The organism is Acinetobacter rudis, assembly GCF_031157835.1.
GTDB lineage: Bacteria > Pseudomonadota > Gammaproteobacteria > Pseudomonadales > Moraxellaceae > Acinetobacter > Acinetobacter rudis_A.
Genome location: NZ_JAVIDR010000001.1, coordinates 144,373 through 165,258 on the forward strand (window position 1 = coordinate 144,373; position 20,886 = coordinate 165,258).

General features: G+C 34.9%; 16 protein-coding genes. 8 read left to right on the plus strand and 8 right to left on the minus strand.

Annotated elements, in window-relative coordinates; all coding sequences use genetic code 11:
- Positions 1–8 precede the first annotated feature (8 nt).
- On the minus strand, positions 9–1,121 hold the full coding sequence (locus RFH42_RS00660; protein ID WP_308973604.1) for an amidase: 1,113 nt from the start codon (positions 1,119–1,121) through the stop codon (positions 9–11).
- Between the two features lie 147 nt (positions 1,122–1,268).
- Between RFH42_RS00660 and RFH42_RS00665 the strand changes: the two genes are divergently transcribed.
- Complete coding sequence (locus tag RFH42_RS00665) at positions 1,269–1,736, plus strand: MarR family winged helix-turn-helix transcriptional regulator (RefSeq protein ID WP_308973605.1); 468 nt, start codon at positions 1,269–1,271, stop codon at positions 1,734–1,736.
- Between the two features lie 162 nt (positions 1,737–1,898).
- Here RFH42_RS00665 and RFH42_RS00670 read toward each other — a convergent pair whose 3' ends face one another.
- Positions 1,899–3,239, minus strand: coding sequence for a spinster family MFS transporter (locus RFH42_RS00670; protein WP_308973606.1), 1,341 nt, complete (start codon positions 3,237–3,239; stop codon positions 1,899–1,901).
- A gap of 372 nt (positions 3,240–3,611) precedes the next feature.
- Here RFH42_RS00670 and RFH42_RS00675 point away from each other — a divergent pair, with 372 nt between their 5' ends.
- From RFH42_RS00675 to RFH42_RS00690, 4 genes are all read left to right on the plus strand, one after another.
- Entirely contained in the window at positions 3,612–4,004 is a 393-nt protein-coding gene (locus RFH42_RS00675; RefSeq protein ID WP_308973607.1) for a DUF4440 domain-containing protein, read from the plus strand.
- A gap of 350 nt (positions 4,005–4,354) precedes the next feature.
- Complete coding sequence (locus RFH42_RS00680; RefSeq protein ID WP_308973834.1) at positions 4,355–5,632, plus strand: tyrosine-type recombinase/integrase; 1,278 nt, start codon at positions 4,355–4,357, stop codon at positions 5,630–5,632.
- 309 nt (positions 5,633–5,941) lie between these two features.
- Entirely contained in the window at positions 5,942–8,062 is a 2,121-nt protein-coding gene (locus RFH42_RS00685) for an ATP-dependent nuclease (protein WP_308973608.1), read from the plus strand.
- Entirely contained in the window at positions 8,062–9,810 is a 1,749-nt protein-coding gene (locus tag RFH42_RS00690) for an ATP-dependent helicase (RefSeq protein WP_308973609.1), read from the plus strand. Before RFH42_RS00685 ends, RFH42_RS00690 begins: the two co-directional genes overlap by 1 nt.
- Positions 9,811–9,890: 80 nt before the next feature.
- Here RFH42_RS00690 and RFH42_RS00695 read toward each other — a convergent pair whose 3' ends face one another.
- The 4 genes from RFH42_RS00695 to RFH42_RS00710 form a co-directional block, all read right to left on the minus strand.
- Positions 9,891–11,150 carry a hypothetical protein gene (locus RFH42_RS00695; protein ID WP_308973610.1) on the minus strand — a complete coding sequence of 420 codons (1,260 nt, stop codon included), beginning with the start codon at positions 11,148–11,150 and terminating at the stop codon, positions 9,891–9,893.
- A 13-nt stretch (positions 11,151–11,163) separates the two neighbouring features.
- Entirely contained in the window at positions 11,164–11,982 is an 819-nt protein-coding gene (locus tag RFH42_RS00700; RefSeq protein ID WP_308973611.1) for a TIGR02391 family protein, read from the minus strand.
- A gap of 151 nt (positions 11,983–12,133) precedes the next feature.
- On the minus strand, positions 12,134–13,222 hold the full coding sequence (locus RFH42_RS00705; protein WP_308973612.1) for a hypothetical protein: 1,089 nt from the start codon (positions 13,220–13,222) through the stop codon (positions 12,134–12,136).
- 42 nt (positions 13,223–13,264) lie between these two features.
- Positions 13,265–14,221, minus strand: a complete 957-nt coding sequence (locus tag RFH42_RS00710) for a hypothetical protein (RefSeq protein WP_308973613.1) — start codon at positions 14,219–14,221, stop codon at positions 13,265–13,267.
- Positions 14,222–14,520: 299 nt separating this feature from the next.
- On the opposite strand from RFH42_RS00710, the gene RFH42_RS00715 reads away from it, so the two are divergent.
- The gene (locus tag RFH42_RS00715) at positions 14,521–17,259 is read left to right on the plus strand and encodes a UvrD-helicase domain-containing protein (RefSeq protein WP_308973614.1); all 2,739 of its coding nucleotides are present in this window, start codon (positions 14,521–14,523) and stop codon (positions 17,257–17,259) included.
- On the opposite strand, the gene RFH42_RS00720 is transcribed toward RFH42_RS00715, so the two are convergent.
- Together RFH42_RS00720 and RFH42_RS00725 are read right to left on the minus strand one after the other, a co-directional pair.
- Entirely contained in the window at positions 17,245–17,709 is a 465-nt protein-coding gene (locus RFH42_RS00720) for a hypothetical protein (protein ID WP_308973615.1), read from the minus strand. The two genes, RFH42_RS00715 and RFH42_RS00720, sit on opposite strands and share 15 nt — an antisense overlap.
- 404 nt (positions 17,710–18,113) lie before the next feature.
- Positions 18,114–19,037: a LysR substrate-binding domain-containing protein gene (locus RFH42_RS00725; RefSeq protein ID WP_308973616.1), complete on the minus strand. Its 924-nt coding sequence runs from the start codon at positions 19,035–19,037 to the stop codon at positions 18,114–18,116.
- Between the two features lie 102 nt (positions 19,038–19,139).
- Between RFH42_RS00725 and RFH42_RS00730 the strand changes: the two genes are divergently transcribed.
- A complete protein-coding gene (locus tag RFH42_RS00730; RefSeq protein WP_308973618.1) occupies positions 19,140–20,321 on the plus strand; it encodes a YbfB/YjiJ family MFS transporter in 1,182 nt (393 codons plus the stop codon).
- Between the two features lie 27 nt (positions 20,322–20,348).
- Entirely contained in the window at positions 20,349–20,816 is a 468-nt protein-coding gene (locus tag RFH42_RS00735) for a hotdog domain-containing protein (RefSeq protein WP_308973619.1), read from the plus strand.
- The last annotated feature ends 70 nt before the right edge of the window (positions 20,817–20,886 follow it).

Below are 20,886 nucleotides of genomic sequence, written 5' to 3' on the forward strand. Positions count from 1 at the left end.
CTTGTCTTTTACTGCGCAGCTTTCACTATATATTTCGCAATAGCGCATAAATGTTCATCTGCACCATGCTTAGCCACGATTTGAAGTCCTACAGGCAAGCCTGTTTCAGTTTCTAATGGCAGTGAAATTGCAGGATGTCCAGATAAATTAAATGGTCGTACCAAACTGGTTAAATTTAAAAATGCAGCGGTATTTTCCGCATCTACAACCTGAGGTGGAATCTGCGGTAAAGTCGGTAAAATGAGTGCATCATATTGATCAAGCAGCGCATCTAATTCGGCACTAAAGTCTGCTTTAATCAGTTGAGCTTGTTCCACTTGTGCCAAAGTTGTATCTGCAGCCTTAAGTAACCTTTGTTGGACATCAGCACCCAGCAAATGAGTCTTGGTTAAGTCGCCATAAGACTGCCAATTTTCATAATTAATCATCTGCATCCCAGCAGAAAACGCAGCCTCAAAGTGCTCTAGAGAAACAGCTGAAGCTCCAATTTTGGCCTGATTCAAATAATTATGAATACATTCGAGCACTTCTGTTTCAGCCTGCACATTTAAAAATGCGAGTTTAGGTGCTTGTGTTAAAGCTGTAGACACTTGAAAATTTGTATCAATAATCTGCATTGCAATTTCAATCATCTCAATTGATGCAGCAAAAGGCCCAACACAATCGAGTGAACTATTTTCAGGATGAACACCAACTCGGCTCACTCGATTAAAGGTAGGTTTTAAGCCATACACACCACAGCAAGCTGCAGGCATACGAATTGATCCACCTGTATCTGTACCTAAAGTAAAGTCAGCAAGACCTGCTGCAATTGCTGCCGCAGAACCACTTGAGGAACCACCAGGAATAAGTTTTGGATATTTTGGATTAAGTGCTGTGCCAAAAGTGTGATTGATTCCTGTAATACCAAATGCCAGCTCATGCAAGTTAGTCTTGGCAGTAATTTGACAATCTGCCGCCAAAATTCGATCAACTACAGTTGCATTTTCTTGCGCCGCATCACTGTGCATCAATGCCTGACTACCAGCCATGGTTTTCATACCTTGGATATCAATGGAATCCTTCACCATTACTCTCAACGTACCTGTACCTTTTTGTACATCTTGTACAATAATATTCATTCACTTTTCCATGTATTTTTCCTATATATGCAAATATCGGAAAAAGTGATGGAATTGTCAAGTATTTTTCATCATCAAGAACAAAGAAAATATTTTTAATTTTTGTATAATGTCCTCAGTCCACTTTTAAAATGTTATGACTCTTCCATGCTGAATCATTTAGAACAATTCTTGCCTAACAACGAACCTGACAGTCTACAGAGCTATCCTTTTTTTTGGGTCTCTCAAGTGAATGGCAAATACACACAATTAATTGAAAAATCTATAAAAAAACTAGGCATAGACAATACTCGTCGTAAGATTATTCTGAGTACCAATGCCTTACAACAGGCCAGTATTACCGATATTGCCAATTTATCTACCATTAAACTTACAACAGCAACTAAAGCGATTTACCGATTGGTTGAAGATGATATTGTGCAAGTTTTTTCATCAGAAACAGATGAGCGAATTTCAATGGTCAAACTAACAAGCAAAGGCCAAGAGCTTGTTGAACAAATCAATCAAATTAGTCAGGTTGCCTTATCTGGAATTTTAAATGCCTTTGATGATGAGGAACTCCATCATCTCAATGCTCAACTAAAAAAACTGTTTAATCTCATGCCGACGAGTTAAAACACAAAGGCCCATAAACCTAGCAGTAAATGGGCTTATATCTAGTGTTTTAATGGTATTTGATCATTGCATATCAATTGCAGTCACAATACAAATTACAAGAAAGGATCAAAGCCCATGATTAAGCAATAAACTTTGATCCTATCTGGCACAAACACCACCCTAACCCTGTTCCTGTTGCATACTATCGCTAAATGCTTGGCAGCCTCTTTTAAGTAAAATAAATGCCAGTACACAAGAAATAGAGCCCACTATAGAAAGAGACATCCCCACCATTAATGGATTTTTAAAAACCTGATCCGTAATCAGTGCAACCAAAGTAGTCCCTATTCCAACAGCAACTAAGTTACTAATTAATAAAAATATAGAAGAAATTTGTGCACGCAACTGATTTGGAGCCAACATCTGCATTGCTGTTGTTGAAATTGGCATAGGAAAAGAGGCAAAAAACATTGCTGGAACTAAAAACACGACAGATAACCACAGCTGATTCACTTGAGTAAAAATCATGATGGGTAGAATTAATCCTATAATCCCAATAACACCAGTGATCATTGGCGCATCCTTACGCCCCTTTTGAATTAACCAATCATTTAACCAACCCGCACAAAATACACCAAGAATATTCGCCACAAGTAGAACACTACCCAACATATAACCTGCTTCTGTTGGTGTTAAGCCAAACTTACGCATATAAAATGCTGGAGACCAACTAATTAAACAATACAAAGCCATTGCATAAAAAGTAAAACCTAAATAATGACATTTAAAAGTTAAACCATGCTTTTTAATAAACTTAAATGTATCTTTTATGCTGGTCTTTTCGACCTCACCTTGCGCATTTAAACGTTGACCTTTACGCTGCGGTTCCCTTACCGTAAGTAAAACCAACAAACCAATAAATACACCAGGTAAACCAACCAATATAAACGCTGCTTGCCATGCTTTAAGCGCACCAAATATAGGCACCTGAATTGCATCCATATTTTTGAGTAAACCAATGACATAGCCCCCAACTAAAAAGGCGATACCACCACCAACAAAAGAACCTATCGAATATACAGCGACTGCACGTCCTAGTTTATCTTTACTAAACATATCACTAAACATCGAATATGCTGCTGGGGATAATGCTGCTTCTCCTACTCCTACTCCCATTCGGCTTAAAAACAGTTGAATAAAATTCTTACTTAGACCACAGAATGCTGTTGCAATACTCCAAAACACCACGCCAACTGCAATAATTTTTGGTCGAGAAAACCGGTCAGCTAAATATGCCAAAGGTAATCCCATAAATGCGTAAAATAATGAAAAAGCCAAACCATGTAATAAACTAAATTGCGTATCAGAAAGCCCAAGATCTGCCTTAATCGGTTCAATCATCAAAGCTAATATTTGCCGATCTATGAATGAAAATATATATGCCAACATGCAGAGTAAAACTACATACCACGCATAAATATTCGATTTAGCCCTTCTAGGCTCAGTTGAATGCGTATCCATCTTTCTTCCTTGTTTATGCCATTTTTTTCATTTGCCCTAATACTAAAAATCCATGATCAAAATACATTTCCTTTTCTGATCAATTTTCAGCTAGCAAAACAAACTTGTCATTTTTATTACTTTTACATGGAATTTTCCATAATATTTTAGGTATAAAAATATACCTTTTCGTTTTATTAAAATTTTATTTATTCAGACTTACACAGTAAAACCATACATAATATATTGATATTTAAATATTTTATTAGATAAAAACAAACTATATTTTTTAATATTCAAGATATTCCCCTAAAAATTATTTTAAAATTATATTGAATTTTACATTTATTTTTGATTTAAAATGAAGCCTATAATTGATATATGGAAATGGATATGGCACTTGTAAAAGAACAAGCAATTGAAAGCATCCACACGATGCATGTACTTATTGAAAAAGTATTTAGTGGTAAACATGCTGAACAGGATCTCCCAGCACTCATTGACCATTTTGCTGAGCATTTTGAAATGGTTGGTGCTGCTGGAAAACGTATTACCCTACAGGAAGTCAGCAATCTATTTAGTCAAAATCAAGGAAAAATGCCAGATATCCAAATTGAAATTTATGATGAGCAAGTTTTGTTACAGACCGAACACGCTATCGTACTTACCTATACAGAAAAACACACCAAAGCTTCAGGCGTATTGATTCGACGCTCGTGTGGGTTGATTGAAGAGATTAATGGCAAAATGAAATGGAGCTATTTACAAGAAACTTTTCTAGCGTAAAAACTTGAATGCTTACACTCTAATACTGGGTCACTCCTCTAAATATTAGAGTGTTTTCATTTGTTACTTCCAACACTACATCGCATAAAGTTTTAGTTACTAGATTAAATTCAAAATATAATAATCTATGCCAAATTATAGGCAAGAAAAAAGCCCTTGCTTTCACAAGGGCTTGATTCAGAATTTGGCGGAAGCGGTGTCCGTATAACACCAGTATTATGCCGTCCAACCCAATCCAACATAAATTTATTTTTCAATAACTTAAATAAATATCTTTCCAACCACGTCTTGCCAAACCCAGTCATTTCAAATATTCTATGTGGGTTTTTATGTGGGACAAGAACAAGCCTATGCCTAAGAAAGCCAAAGAACTCTCTGCGCTCAGTGTAGCAAAAATCAAAGGAAATGGCAGGCATGCTGTAGGCGGTGTCAATGGTTTGCACCTGCGTATTGTGAACGACTCTCGTGCTTGGGTTCTACGTGTTGTTGTAGGTCAGCGCTTTGATGAAAATGGAAAACAGCAACTTCATCGCCGTGATATTGGATTGGGATCTTACCCAGAAGTGTCACTAGCAGAAGCAAGGGCTAAAGCTCATGAAATGAAAGCCCAAATCCGAAATGGGAATGATCCTATCCAACAAAAACAAGATCAACTTCAAGCTTTACGTATTCAAAAACTTCGTAATCGTACTTTCCGTGAATGTGCTCAGATTGTGATTGCCAATAAATCTCGTGAATTAAAGAATCAGAAGCATATTGCTCAATGGTCTACCACATTAGAAACTTATATCTATCCTACTCTTGGTGATATTAATATTGGCACAATTACTAAAGTTGATATTGCTGAAGTTCTTAGACCTATCTGGATTGAGAAGAACGAAACAGCTAAACGTATTCGTGGTCGTATTGAGACTATTTTTGATTATGCAAAGGCTATGGAGTATTTTGAAGGTGACAACCCTGCTGAATGGAAAGGTAATCTTGAACCTATATTAGGTAACTTAAAGCAGGAATCACGCCCTCATCCATCTTTGCCTTATGATCAGATTGCTACATTCGTTCAGCACCTCCGTCAAAAAGATGGGATTTCCCCTAAAGCTTTAGAATTTGCAATTTTAACAGCATGTCGCTCTGGGGAAATTTTTGGAGCAACTTGGCAAGAAATTGATTTTAAAAATAAAGTCTGGACTATTCCAAAAGAGCGCATGAAAGCTGAAAAAGAACATCGTGTTCCACTTTCAGAACCAGCAATTGAATTATTAAAGTCAATTCAGACTCATACCAGATCTCAAAGTTATATTTTCCCTGCACCTCGTACTGGTAGCATGCTTTCAGACATGTCCTTAACTGCTTTGATTAAGCGTATGCATGAACAAAAACTCAAGGAAAATTGCTTAGGCTATATTGACCCGAAACAAAATCGAGTAATTACCACACATGGTTTTAGGTCGACATTTCGTGACTGGTCAGCTGATAAAACCGATTACCCTAGAGAAGTCTGCGAGCATGTTCTAGCTCACAAACTACCTGATGAAGTTGAAGCCGCTTATTTACGTGGTGCCTATCTTGAAAAACGTAAAAGTTTAATGGCTGATTGGGCTGAATTCTGTACTACATACTTTAAGTAACCAACAGAAAATAAATGCTTCAACAATCTATCTAAGCATTATTTCTGTTTCTATTTGAGTCAAGTGATACACAGGAATTCCGTAGACTAGTAGCCTCACCCAGTTTCGCTTGACCTGAAACGAGCAATGCAATTTTTTCAGTTCCTGAGCTACCTAGTTTGTTTTACTCATTCACTTCCTTTACAGGTATTCAACGGCATGTGTTCTTGCTTATTACATAAGTTATTGATTCCATATCACATGATTTTGTGCTACACAATATATCTCTACTATCACTAATTGACCAAAAGTTCAAGGCACCATAACACCATGTATATTAGCCAATTATCTATCGTTAACTATAAAAACTTCAAGCAGGAAAAATTTAAGTTCAAAAGAAAATCGGTAAACAACATCATTGGTGAAAATGCCTCTGGTAAAACTAATGTTTTCCAAGCCATGAGATTGATTCTAGATGACTCATTGCCTGCTAATGCAAAATTCCTTTCTAGGGAGGATTTTCACAGAGGACTAGGAGAACCATTTGGGCATTGGATAATCATTTCCCTCAATTTTTCTGGTTTAGGGGATACAGAAGAACAGCAAGTTTTAGCGAACTACATATTAAATGATGGAGAAGATCATAAGACATCAACGAAAGGAACTTACACCTTTATTTTTAGGCCGAAATTTTCATTCAGACAAGAACTTCACCAAATTAGCAATGATCATCGAGACCTTAACACTCGTAAAGATAAAATTCTTGAATTCTGCTCCTCACACACAATATCAAGAGAAACTTATGAACCTGTGGCATTTGTTCGAACAAAAATAGATCTAGCTGATGAAAGCATATACCGGGACCACGTCGGAGACTTTAAACAATATATATTCCCAGACCCAAATTTAGAAAGTGAAGAGCTGATTGGCAATAAAAAACCTCCATATTTTTCTTTAGTAAATGAAGTTGCCTGTACTTACGTAAAAGCACTTAGAAATGTGGTTGCAGATCTCAAATATTACAAAACTAATCCTCTGTACAAGCTACTGACCTTAAAAAGTAAACAGATCAATGATGACAAAAGCATTGTTAATGACATAATTAAAGTCAATCAAAAAATATCCTCGATACCCGAAATCGAAAATCTCAGCAATGATATTTCTCGCTCATTACTAAGTACTATAGGCTCAACTTATTCACCTAAAATTCAAGTATCATCACAGCTTCCAGAAGACTTTATCGAATTAATTCAATCTCTTGGTCTAGTCGTGGAAGACTCTTTAAGCTATCAAGGAACTGGAAGAATAGAAGACCTTAGCCTTGGTGGAGCGAACCTTATATATCTAGCTCTAAAACTTTATGAATATGAATCAATTCGTGACAACGAGGAACACATAACCCACTTCTTGATGATTGAAGAGCCTGAAGCTCATATTCATAATCATATTCAAAAAACACTTTTTGAAAATTTCAATTTTAAAAACACACAGGTATTCGTATCAACTCACTCTACACAAATAAGCTCTGTATCAAACATTTCCTCTATGAATATACTTTCAAGAAAAGATGTAAAAACTGAAGTGTATATCCCATCTAATAAACTAGAACTCAGAAATATTCGATGTATTGAAAGATATTTAGATGCTATCCGAAGTGATATTCTATTTGCAAAAAGTGTAATTCTCGTAGAAGGTGATGCAGAATTAATACTTATACCTGCATTAGTAAAAAAGACGCTAGGAGTAAGCCTAGAAGAAATGGGCATTAGCCTAATAAAAATGGACGGAACGGTATTCACGCATATATCTGATCTATTTCATGAAGATAGAATCCGCAGCTACTGTTCCATTCTCACTGATTTAGATAAAGCATTTATAACGCAAGAAAATGATTCTTTCGCAAATGAGGAATATATAAAGTCTCAATTAAATGCTCAAATGTCAGGAGCAGGTAGGAAGATTGCTCTAGATGATTACACAGTTAACAATACCTACGTTAGTGCTTTTTATGCAGAAAATACTTTTGAAACCGAATTAATCAATTACTCCGAAAACGTTAACTTGTTTGAATCGGTAATAAGAACGACCTATACAAGAAAAGCCGATCTTGAAGCAGCTCTTATAAATATAAATTCCAGCGATACGGCAAAAAAATATCACCACGCATTAAAGTTTGCAAAAAAAATAGGTAAAGGCTGGCTTGCTGCTGAGATGGTAAACCATATAACAATCGAGAATATTATCCCTGCATACATCCTAAAAGCTATTAAGTTTTCTCTGTCTGATAGAGACATAGATGTAATAGCTTCAAAAATGATGGAATATAATGTTGCAGCTATGGATCAGGGATATCAAGACGAAATAAACGAATGTAATAGCTTTGAGGAAAAAATAGCTGTTTATAAGACCTATTACGATAATGACACTTTTATTCGTTTTTGGGAAATATAATGCCATATAAGAACTTAACTGATGAACAGATGGATGCTGTCGTACACAATGACAGCATGTTGCTTTCAGCTTGCCCAGGTTCAGGAAAGACCAGAACGCTTGTCTCAAAGCTCCACCACATAATTGATAATTCAGAAGGACTTTCAATTGGTAAGCGGAAAGTAGTTGCTATTACATACACAAATATTGCAGCAGACACAATTCAAGAAAGACTTCTTTCCTATGGGTTGGAAAGCAAATCACTTTGGATCGGCACAATACATGCTCTCTGCTTTCAATGGATAATCAAGCCAAATATCAACATGATACCTCGGCTATGCGGTGGCTTTGTTGTGATAGATGAGCACGAGAAAGAAACCAAGTTGTCAGAACTTAAAGAAAACTATGGCTTCAAATTTTATGACAACATCGACACTGCTCTTGGTCTAGATTATAACCCCAAATATCCAGCAGGAACTAAAAAGTACAATTTAGTCCTTGAATACCATAAGTATCTAGCAGAAAACAACTATATTGATTTCGATTTAATACTAAATATCAGCCACCAACTGCTACAATCTAATCCGAAGCTCTGTAAACGTCTAGGAAATCTTTTCTACCATATACTTGTAGACGAATACCAAGATACATCAGTAATGCAGTATGAGATACTAAAATGTATTATTAGACAGAAGCAAACCAAAATAACAATGATAGGAGATAGTGAGCAGGCTATTTACACAGGTCTAGGTGCAGTTGTTAAAAGTAAAACAGAACTAGAAAGCTTTTTTGAACTCGATTTCTCTTTACAAGAAAAGCGCTTGACGGGTTGCTTTCGTAGTAGCCAAAAAATAATTAACCATTATCTTAAATACCAAGAAGAAGGATATAAAATAAACTCTAAATCTGATTTAAGAGACTACCCTTCTGTCGTTCATTTAGAGAAAAGTATTCATAAAGATGACCTTGCAGTTTATGTGGGTGATATTGTTAAGTTGCACCTTACGCAAGGTATCCCTGAACAAGAAATAGCAATTCTCTGTCCTAGCTGGTTCGATGTTATAAATATCTCAAAAAACATTAGTGCACTAAATATAGGCTTTAATATCGATGGCGTTTTGATTTCACCTATACCTAAAAATCAAAATAACATTTGGCTGGCATTAATTCGACTAATGCTGACCAAGCCAAATATCCACAATTACATAAAAAGAAAACGGTACGCTAATGAAATTTCAGAAAAATTAAATGACATTTTCTTTGACGAAGAGAGTATAAATCCTAAAACTATTCTAACTGCAGTTAATGCAATAACTGTGAAATTTGACAAAGAAATTGATCAGTGGATAGAAGAAATTATAGTTAGCTTTTGCGAAAGACTTAGAATAAAACTCACAAAAAATGACTTATTTAATGAAGAGATGAAAAGCATATTGAATGCGACAAGGGAGAGAATGAAGAAGTATGACATGGACTACAAAGCATCAGACCTAGAAAAATTCTTCTCCTCCTCCACAGGAGTAAAAATAACAACTGCGCACTCCACCAAAGGTGACGAATATGAAGTCGTTATATGCACTGGATTGTTGGAGGGAAAAATACCCCACTGGAATAATATAATAGGCTGTAGCGATATGCATCAAGATTATGTTGCTAGAAGACTACTCTATGTCATTTCCTCACGTGCTAAAAAACATCTTTATTTAATTTCCGAATGTGGACATAAAACAGCTAGGGGGGCATCATATAGACCCACAAGGCAGCTTTAACAGTAACTTCAAAAGAGGCTGTCTCATGTCCTGGAAAATGGAGCAATCCAATAAAAAGACTAATAACATTATTTTTTAAATCAATTATCTTGTATAGAGGAAACTACTGCCATTAGTCTATTTATTGGTTCTGCTAAGCGTTTTGGTAATACACGATATTCTTCAAGTGTTTTTAAATCAGCACTCCGACGGCGTACAATCCAAATATCATCGTCTGGGCGATCATTATCAATACCATTGCAGTATTTATAGCCAACCAAAGAATCTGAATGTGATAACAATAGCCGAGCCATTGTCATATGGAATCGATGATTTTTTAGATCGTTTGAGTCCGTTGGCCTTGGAATCGTCAATCTTAAACACCGTTGATTATTAAATTCTTCCCAATCTGGTCCAGCTACTTGCCCAGCTCGTTCCAACATTTTGCGTGACTGCTCATTTTTTGCATTAACTATCGCAACTGCTACCTCTCCATTTTGATAATTTAATTTTTGGGCAAGCTTCTTCATCCAACTATTCAATTTATCTAATGTAGGATTATCTGCAAATATCAAAAATTGATGTCGTTTCTCATTATCAATAAATGAAGGTATCTGTGCATAAAGCGGATACAATAAATCATGGATATAAATATATGTCTGCCTACGCCCCTGTTCATGATCGTATGTAGTTGCAGTCAGCACTTGACTTGCCCATTCAGGAGTAAGCTCATCCAAGGTCATTTCAGTAATATCAATTGAGATAAGAGGAAAACCTAATGATTTCCCGATCAAAGCTTTACGACCATCAAAAGCATGACCTAATTCAATCTCTACACCACCAAGCACCATCTCTTCGGAATGAATGGGGGAACCAAGCACTGCTATATCAAGACGAAATTGACTACCGAAAGGAGTTTTCAACGGATGTTCCATAACTACTCTATCAGCACCAAGCAACAAATTCCCAAGGAAAGGGAAATTAGATACATCTTTATCCTTAAATCTCCATGGCATTCCCAAACCGTAATTGAGCCTTCTAGAAATTTCAGCAGTAATCAATTCTTTTGCTAGACGATGTTCAGTACTTTCCTTCACCGTATTCCAACGATGATTTTCTTGATTATCAAAATGTTGCTTTGGATTATAACTAGTTTGAGTAGGTAAAACCCTAAAATGAGCACGTCTACGTAATCTTCCATTCTCAAAAGAGGGACTAACCCAAGTCACCATTTGCCTTGATTCATCAAAAGAAACTAAAGGCCATAATTTACGTGCATGCTCTCGACTACGAATATCAAAAGCTGAAAGTGTTTTTTGGAATAAACCTTTTCTCGAGAAAACGATAATTGCTTTATCCATTTTCTCCTCCGATTTAAGGAACATCAATCACTAATTTTTTAGTTCTGTCTAATTTACGATGAATTAATGAAACCAAAGTCAAAATATCTAAGGCATCCTGTTCAGACATAGGCCAATTCGTTTTAGGTGCGTGAGCAAGAGGATTTCGTACAGCTCCAAACAAACCAATCAATAAGTTAGCAAAACCTCTCTGTTCGCTTTTTTCAGACTCTGTATTAAGTGGCCCTAGAGTAAGAATAGGATGAAGTCCCATAAATGCTTTAGTTATTAAATCAGCCCCATCACTTTTCAAGCCCGACATCAGCCTAATTCGTTCAGCTACACCTTTAGTCGCTTCAAAAACAGCATGAAAATAGTTTTCATCTAATAGTTCAGCACGACAGTAATTCAGCACTTCTTCATGCACTGCACGATTTTCTAAAGCTGCTTTAAGTTTTCCAGCGCGGGCACGAGCTTCATCAAGTGTCGTAGCTTTATTAATGTAGATAACCTTACCATCTTCTCTTACATGAAACCCTGAAAATGCTAAGACAACATTGAGTTGATTACGACGCCATGTAAAACTTTCAGGGTCACTCGCGTAACTTACAGGATCCATTGCACGATTAATAAACATAATCAGGTGGTTACCAACTTGATGTTGATTCTGTGCATTTGCTAAAGCATTAAAAAGTCGTTTCCACTTAGTTATATTAGGTGAACTATCAGCAACCTTAATTTCATGTAATAACCTTTCGATCTGTGTCCCACTTAATCCTTGATTGGTATCGGCAAGCACCTGACAAATAGCTGTAAGATGTTGTGAGTTGAAAGCTTTAATTCGCGTAGCCAATTTTCTACCCCCTAGCTAATCAAGAATATTCTATAAGTTATTACCGCAAATATTATATTTGATCGCAGTATATCTCTTATTCAGTATATTTATTGATAACCTATTCATGTCTAATTTACTTGTTTCATAATTTAAAGAAATCATCATAATCCTATTCATAGGGCAGCTCGCCAAATAAACCAATCATTAAATCGTCTTCTAATACATGAAAAGGTAGAGAAACATATTGGCTAGAATGTCGTGGTTTTGCAGGTCCATCATGAGGACCATTCTTTGTATGACCATTTACAAAATCACCATTTGATTTTTTGTAGGGAAGAATTATTAAGCGCCCATGATTTTTAGATTCAATTTTACCCTCTAACCATACAGTATTACCTTTGTTCTCACTGAGAGTTGAATCAGTTTGCTTAATTGTCCAACCGATATTCCCATCCTCTTCATACCAAAAGACATACCCATTACTGACTAAAACAAATTGGCCTTTCAATTTTGCTTCTGCTAATAATCTTTGCACACTAGCCAACTGCAAAAGTTTATTAGCCTTTGGTAGCAACAAATCTCTTATTGTAGCTTTAGTCTTACCCCAATGTGCTTCAGGATCTAAATCAAAGCCCTCTGCGATAGTAGCCTTATAAGTATATTCAATAGCTTTTTTCTTAGCTGAAATCGGTTGTGACCATTTCAGCTCATTCTCTTTTGATCGTTCAAGAATAAATTGTTTATTCTTTTCAGAAACTAATACTCTTGTAAGATAAGGCATAGTGATAAGTTGAGCGTGTAAGGTTTGACGAAACTTTTCAGATCTTTCAGGGAGTATTAATTCATTGATTTCAGGTTTTCTTCTGGTTTTAGCTCTTCTTTGAGCTTCCTGTAACATTAATTTTTCTTCGTTTACAAGTCTTTCTTTTTTCTGTAGTTCTTTGTTTACCTTTATGGTAATAGTTTCCTGTTGGTCTAATGTAATTGGCAAAACAGAGATATTTTCCAGTAAATTTTTATTCCGTTGCTTCGCTATTTTTAAAGCTTCTTCCAAATTATTAAATAATTCAGGAGGGTTTGACTTACCCCATTTCAAAGACATATCAGACATCAACCTATAAACACACATCCACCACTTCCCGCGGATATATAAAGGTTCAGGCCATACTGCAAGTACAGGAGGTGGAGGTTCAGGTGTCTTAGGTATCTTTCCTCTATCCATAATAGCATTGTAGGTTTCTATAGAAATTGAACTCATTTTTAACTCGACTCGAAATATTTACAATTCTAAATGTTTAGATTAGCTTTTTTTTCTATTGTCATTATCCTCAATTGGTGCATTAAGCAATTTATAAATTTTTTCTTTCCAATATTCATCATGAATAATTCTAGCTTTTTCCAAGTTATTTCGGATAATCTCAGTCTTAGATAATTTTGACAAAGGTTCCCAGTCTTTATAATCAAAGATATAAGTTGCATTATCTGGAAATTCTGATTCAAGAACTGAAATAGCTAACTTTGGAAAATTATGGATAATATATCCGCTATAACCTGCTACCCCAATTACAGTTTCATCAGGGTTAAAACTAGCAATATAGTTCAATCTTTGGAGTATCACTGGTCTCAGTGTGGACTTAATTTTTGGAGAAATACTTTTTTCTACAGCCTCTTTAATTCCATCAGCAGTCATTGTTCCAGACTTTAAAATGGTCCAATCTACCGTTTGTAAATTATGAGGTAAAGTTATCAAACCATTCCTTGAAGTAATATGAACATCAAACTCGCTAAATAGCTCTAGAACAAGATTTAATTTATGCAACAAATTGTCTTCATTAGGTTCACACTTAATGAGAAAAAATAATTCGTTATCTATTTCTGAAACAGTTATTCTAACATTTGGTGCATCCAAACGTTGACGCTGATAACGCTCTCTTGCAATTGATTTAGTTCCCTCTCTCTCAATCTGATCTGGTCCATGCCATTCTTTCCATTTATAAGAAATTTCCTGATAGAAAGTTTCTTTTGGTAAATCTTTACGGATGACCACCTGTCCATCAGCATTGATAGTAGAGAATTTACCTATTTTTGAAGGTAAAAAATTAGTACCCAAAGATAATGGTAGCTGATCATCAACTATCCCTAACTTATGTAGATCATTATCATTAAATCGTGAGCAAGGTACTCCAATAAAAAATACCTGATTTATTGCTTCAATAGTTGCTGGAATTTTTCTAAAATATTTTTTCTTAAAGCTCATAATTCCAACTCCGAGTTTATTGATATGAATCATAGAAAATAGCTTTTAAAATATATAACCTCATTAAATCCAAAAATACAAGCTAATGCAGAAGTGGTGCGACAATCTGTGACACCCCCTATCAGATTTTCTGAATCTTTAAAAAATAAGATATTAAAAAAAGATGAATAATTTCTTTTTTCTTTATTTTAAGGGTTAGAAAATAGCAGTATAAAAACCACTATAAAAAATTTCCTTAAAGTTTATAATTAGTTATAAATCTTGAAGTATTAAAAAATCATTTTTCATTTTAGGCCACTATGGATATTCGACCAAGTTTACTCAGCTACATCTTTGCAGGTTCCACCAAATGGCGAATAAATTATACATTCCCTGAACTATTAGTTGAGTTGGATACTAAAACCATTAAGCTTAATCCTGAACAAGTGCTAGAAACACATATTCAGAAAGGTTGGATATGGTCATCATTAACACTGGAAACGCTCGATCAAAATTTTCAGTTCAAAGGTGTATTCAACACACAAGCTGAAGAGCTTCAAATCAAACTTCATAATGATGCAGAATTCCTAAGAAATAAAAGAAATGCTGAAAAAATCAAGGAAACTTTAAAACCATTTTTACTAGAATACCAAAATTTTATCCAACAAAATCTTTACCTATCCTATCGTCTATGCAACCTGTTTAGATCAGATTTATCACAAAGATCCAAAGCCTCAGTAGAACAATTTGGCAGTCTCATTCAACGGGATAACTCTTTTGCATATGAGCCAGTATTACAAAATCAATTTGAACAACTTCGACAGTTTATAAAATTATCGATTCAAGCAAACTACGCTATTGATGCCAAAAATAAGCGCTTCGTTGAGAGTGAGTTAAAAACTTTTAAGAAGTTTTTCGATCAGGTAGAAAGTACTCCCTTAACAGATGAACAACGGGTTTCCTCTATCATCTTTGAAGACCGCAACTTATTAGTTGCTGCGGCAGGTTCGGGTAAAACATCAACGATTGTAGGAAAAGTGGGATATGCCCTATTAACAGAACTCTATAAACCAGAAGAGATTTTGGTTCTTGCATTCAATAAAAATGCAGGCGAAGAACTAAGTGAACGTATTAGCTTTAGGCTAAAGGATATTCTCTCCAATTTTGATACTAGTGTTGAAGCACTTAATTTCCATAAATTTGGTGTTAAGGTCATTGGAAAAGCAACAGGTAAAAGCCCATCTGTATCCAACGATGCAGGAAAGCCTCAAGCCCTCCTGAATCGGATTATTCAACAATTAATCGAAACAGACCCAGATTTTCAGGAAAAGTACCTTTTATTTAAAACTGCTTATCTAAGAGCTCCGTTGTCACCTTTTGCTTTTAAGACTAGAAATGATTGGGAGAAGGCACAGAAGCGATCATTTGATAGATTCAAGGATGGCTTCGAAACCTATCAAGGAGAAATTGTTAAATCACATGGTGAAAAAGCAATAGCCAACTGGTTATATAGCCAAGGAATTCCTTATCAGTACGAAAAAAACTACGAGCATGAAACAGCTGACGAAGCTCACCGCCAATATAAGCCTGATTTTTATCTTCCTGAAATCAATCTATATCTAGAACATTATGCTGTAGACCAGCATGGCAAAACACCTGCACATTTTGGACAAAAATATCTAGATGACATGAAATGGAAATCAGAAACTCATCAAAAGTATAAAACTGATTTAATCAGTACAACCTTTCATGAATTTATTACAGGTGCAATTTTTAAGAAATTGGAACAGGAGCTGAAATCAAGAGGACAGGTATTTAAGCCACGTAGTCTCGCTGAGATTAACGCCAAGGCACAGTCTATTTATGAATATGATGCGAATGATCTTTATGCAAGTTTTTTAAGTCATTACAAGTCTAATCAAGCTAATATTACTAGCCTATTAGCTAAACCATCCCTCAGCCTACGTGAAAGTCTTTTTTTACAGTTATTTTCTAAGGTTTACCAAGAATATGACCAGTTCTTAAAAATTAATAAAGAATACGACTTTGATGGCCTGCTGATTGAGTCTGCTCAGTTAATTAATGAAAAGAAATACAAAAGCCCTTTCAAGCTTATTATCGTGGATGAGTTTCAGGATACATCACAGGCTAGAGCTAGACTCATTCTGTCCTTATTGAATCAGGTACCAGAAGCAAAGCTATTTTGTGTTGGGGATGATTGGCAAGCTATATACCGCTTTGCGGGTTCAGACATCAGTATTTTCACACAGTTTGAAAGGGTCTTTGGTTATACCAAACAAACACAGCTCACCCAGACCTTCCGCTCCAATCAGGGTATTGCCAATGTTGCTAGTGGTTTTATCCAAAAAAATAAATCGCAGCTTCAAAAAGTCGTCAATGCCGTTGATAAGACCATTAGTAAAGTGGTTGAAATAAACTTTTTAACAAAGACTCAGGAAATTAATGAATACCTACTTAAAACCATTATGGCAATCAATAATGCCAATACTGGCTCAGACAAGAAAAAATCCATTTATATTTTAGGTCGTTATAAACACCATAAACCTAATTTAGACAGTATTTTGCCATTTCTTAGAAATTGTACTTTTGAGTTTAAAACCATTCACTCATCAAAAGGCTTACAGGCAGACTATGTTATCCTTCTAGGCTTAAATACTGGTAATAGTGCATTCCCTTCTGAAAAAGAAGATGATCCTCTTATCAACTTAGTCTTGCCACAACCAGAGACACATGCCTATGCTGAAGAGCGCCGTTTGTTCTATGTTGCACTGACTCGTGCAAAGGAAAAAGTTTATTTAATTGGTGAGCGTAATTCAGTTTTTCTTGAAGAAATTACCAGTAATCAGATTTTTAAAGAATTTATCCATATACCTCAAGACGAGCTTAAACCTATCAATAGTAATATCCCACCAGAATGGTTGTGTCCAAAATGTGGGCAAGGCAGACTCAGGAAAATAACTAGCGGACCTTATGGAGCATTTTTAGGTTGCAATCGCTACCCAAATTGTGGATACAAAAAGAGTTTAAAGCGTCGTTGAATTCTGATGAATCTGTTGAACAATCATTAAATAATCGTTTTCTAATGTTGGCTGATCAAATTCATCTACATAGTTTTCAAAGTCTATTGAAGGCATATATGCATTCAATACATAGAAAAAGTTATTATGCCAAGAACCATGTTTATCAATAATTATAGACTTTTCAGCCTCATTAAATTGCCCTGCTGTTATATCCACGATAACACCATTCACTTTAAGCCATAAATGTAATTGGTGGACATCTGAGATAGACTGGCCTTTTATCATTAAAATATTTGCAATATTATAACCTTTTTTCTCTACCAGGAAACGAGCCAGCATCATCGAAGAATATTCGCAACAGGCAATAGGAAACAAGGACAATAATTCAAACTGAAAATTATCTTTATCGATCTGAAAAAAGCCGTGCAAAAATTCTAGGACATCTTTCTCTATTTTAAAAATAGACATAAACTTATTTCTAATAAAACATATTCTTACAACAACTTAATTGGAGCAATGTGATTCAAACAGATAAAGTTATTTTGATATTTTTTATGTTATTTACTAAATGAAAGAAAATTTTTCACATAGATATATTCATAATCTAAAATCTCAATCAGCTACTGGAAAAATTGTGAACATTACTATTTTTTTAGAATATAGGCCAGATGAAGCAGCATTAAAAGTAAAAAACATCTATGACCTCTTATCAAATCCTTTGTTCATATCTCACAGTCTATATAACATGATCAGCTTGAATTATCGGAAGATGATAAGCTGATTATCAATTCTATTAAATTTATAAAATATCTAATTCATTGGTTATCTAAAAATTATCTAATAAATTTTGTTAAGAACCTATAATATAAACATTAACTATTTTTTAAATTTTCAATCTCTGACTTTATCCAATTACGGAATGCCACAATTTTAGGAAATTCAAAGGACTCCTCACGATATACAAGATAATAAGCTAAATCTGATTGACGTTGTATGTTTGGATAAACACGGACCAAACGACCTGCTTTAAGATCATCATGAGCTATAGCACTACGAGCCAATGCAACACCATGTCCATCCATTGCTAATTGAAGCACAGCTGCAGAATTATTAATCTTAAATCCCGCCTCATTATTAGATTGGATACTATTTTCGTGTAACCATTTTTGCCAACTTGTAAAGCCTGATTGGCTATTCAAAGCTTGGCAATGGATCAAAGGTAACTCTGTAACTTTCCGAAGATCTGATAGTTTGTCCTGATATTGATGATAAAAACTTGGAGAACATACTGGATAAATTTCTTCCTCCATTAGTTTTTCAGCAACTAAACCTTCCCAGCTTCCAGCACCATATCGAACGGCAATATCTATTCCCCGAATGTTGAAATCGATTGGCTTCAAATCGGTATCAAAAGAAATTTCAATTTCAGGATTTGCACGTTGAAAATTATCAATTTTGGGTAATAACCATTTGGTTGCGAATGTCGGACTAATAGCAACTGTTAACTTTTTATCCATACTGGACAATTTAACTTTCTTTATTCCTAGCTTTATAAAGTCAAAACCTGTCTGAATATCAGGAAGTAATACTTTACCAGACTCAGTTAATTTTAATCTTTGCTTCCCACTAGAATATCTATAAAACAGTGTGACACCCATCAAATCTTCAAGTGTTCTTACCAACTGACCTACTGCCGCAGAAGTTACATTCAACTCTTTCGCTGCACCTGAAAAACTTTGATGTCTAGCTGTTGCTTCAAAAGCTCTCAACGCATTTAGATGTTTAGGTAAATCCATTTCATTAAAGAATTTCTTTAGATTAGAGAAACTTTATATCATTTGATCGAATAAAAAGATATGTGAAAAATATCTTGTGTTCTAAATGTGACTCAGGAAAGTATGAAATCACGAATTAAACTAAGCTTATTCCTTTGTCTTAGTATGTGCCTAGGTATTGGCATCTTGCGCTTTTCATACACTGCACTCTTACCTTATACCCGCGATGCATTCGGCTGGTCTAAAGAATTTGCAAGCATATTGAGTAGCGCCAATCTATTGGGTTATCTAATTGGTGCATATAGCGCAATGCGTTTACCCCAAACAAAAATAATGTCTTTTTTTATCCAAATTGCAGCAAGTCTTGGAATGATTAGTCTTCTTTGTTGTGCCTTTGATGGGTTTCCTTCAACTTGGTATATTTTTTGGCGTGTTGTTTCAGGTGTTAGTGGGGGGTTAATTATGATCCTTGCTCCAAGTATTATTGCTTTATGTGTCGATCCAAAAGATCGCCTAAAAATTAATTTTATAGGATTCAGTGGCATTGGATTAGGAGTTTTAATTTCTACTTGTTTCTTATCTTACTTAGATCAAATATCAATTCAAACTGCTTGGTTAATCTTATGCATTACAGCATTTTTTATTTGTATTTATATCGCCTATGCATTGCAAGATTTCAAAAAAAAACTACCTAGTTCTTTAGCAAGTTATTCAGCAACATCTAAAGTAAACATATTATTCTATAGCCTACTTATTGCTTATAGTTCTAGTGCCTTTGCTTATATACCGCATTCCCTTTTTTGGATTGATTATCTAAGCCACGATTTAAAACTGCCTTTAGCATTTGTTAATTTTAATTGGATTTTATACGGAGTAGGAAGTGCATTAGGTGCTTTTGTCGGTTACTTATCTTCTAAGAAAATAGGAAATTTCAATGCTCTTAAAGTACTCTATTCAATATATATCTCAGCAATCATGATAGCAACTCTAAGCTTTAATCAACTATTTATATTTGTTTCTTCATTTCTAACTGGCTTACTTAACCCTGCCGTAGTTTTTTTAACTTCTTATACGATCTTACAGCTTTACGGTATTTCATACAAAAAATTATGGAGCATTGCAACTATAAGTTTTGCTTCAATTCAACTTATCGGCGGACTTAGTTTCAGTTACTTACAAAAGATCGGTCTGAGCTACCATCAACAATTTATAATTGGTTCATTTGTTTTATTGATTGGTACGCTTCAACTTTTCATATTCTTAAAATCTGAGAATTCTGATTCTACGCTAGGTGTTATAGAGTAACTATTTTCAAATCAAGGAAAAATATATATGACAAAAATTGCTTTTCAAGATCTATATGGTGAAGATTTCAGTCATTGTTTTGGTTGTGGTCGAAACAATGAATACGGTCATCACTTAAAGAGTTATTGGAATAATAATATGACCGAAACACTCGCCAATATAAAGCCATCAAATATTTATACAGGCGGAGTTCCAGATCATTTGTATGGTGGAATGATCGCGTCATTATTAGATTGCCATGGAGCTGCATCTGCAGCTGCATTTAAAAGTAAATCATTAAATATGCCATTTGATGGATCAGCAAATTTAGCAAGATGTGTGACAGGTTCTTTATTAGTTAATTTCATAAAACCTACTCCAATTGATTGCGAAATATTAATAAAGGGTGAATTAATCTTAATTGAGGGACGTAAAATTAGAGTCAATCTTAATTTATTTGCAAATAGTGAAATTTGTGCTAAAGGAGAAATATTAGCTATAGAATTAAAAAGATAATATCTTACACTTCACGATTTTAGCGAAAATAGTGAACACATAAACTTTTGAGATGTAAAATTGATAAAAC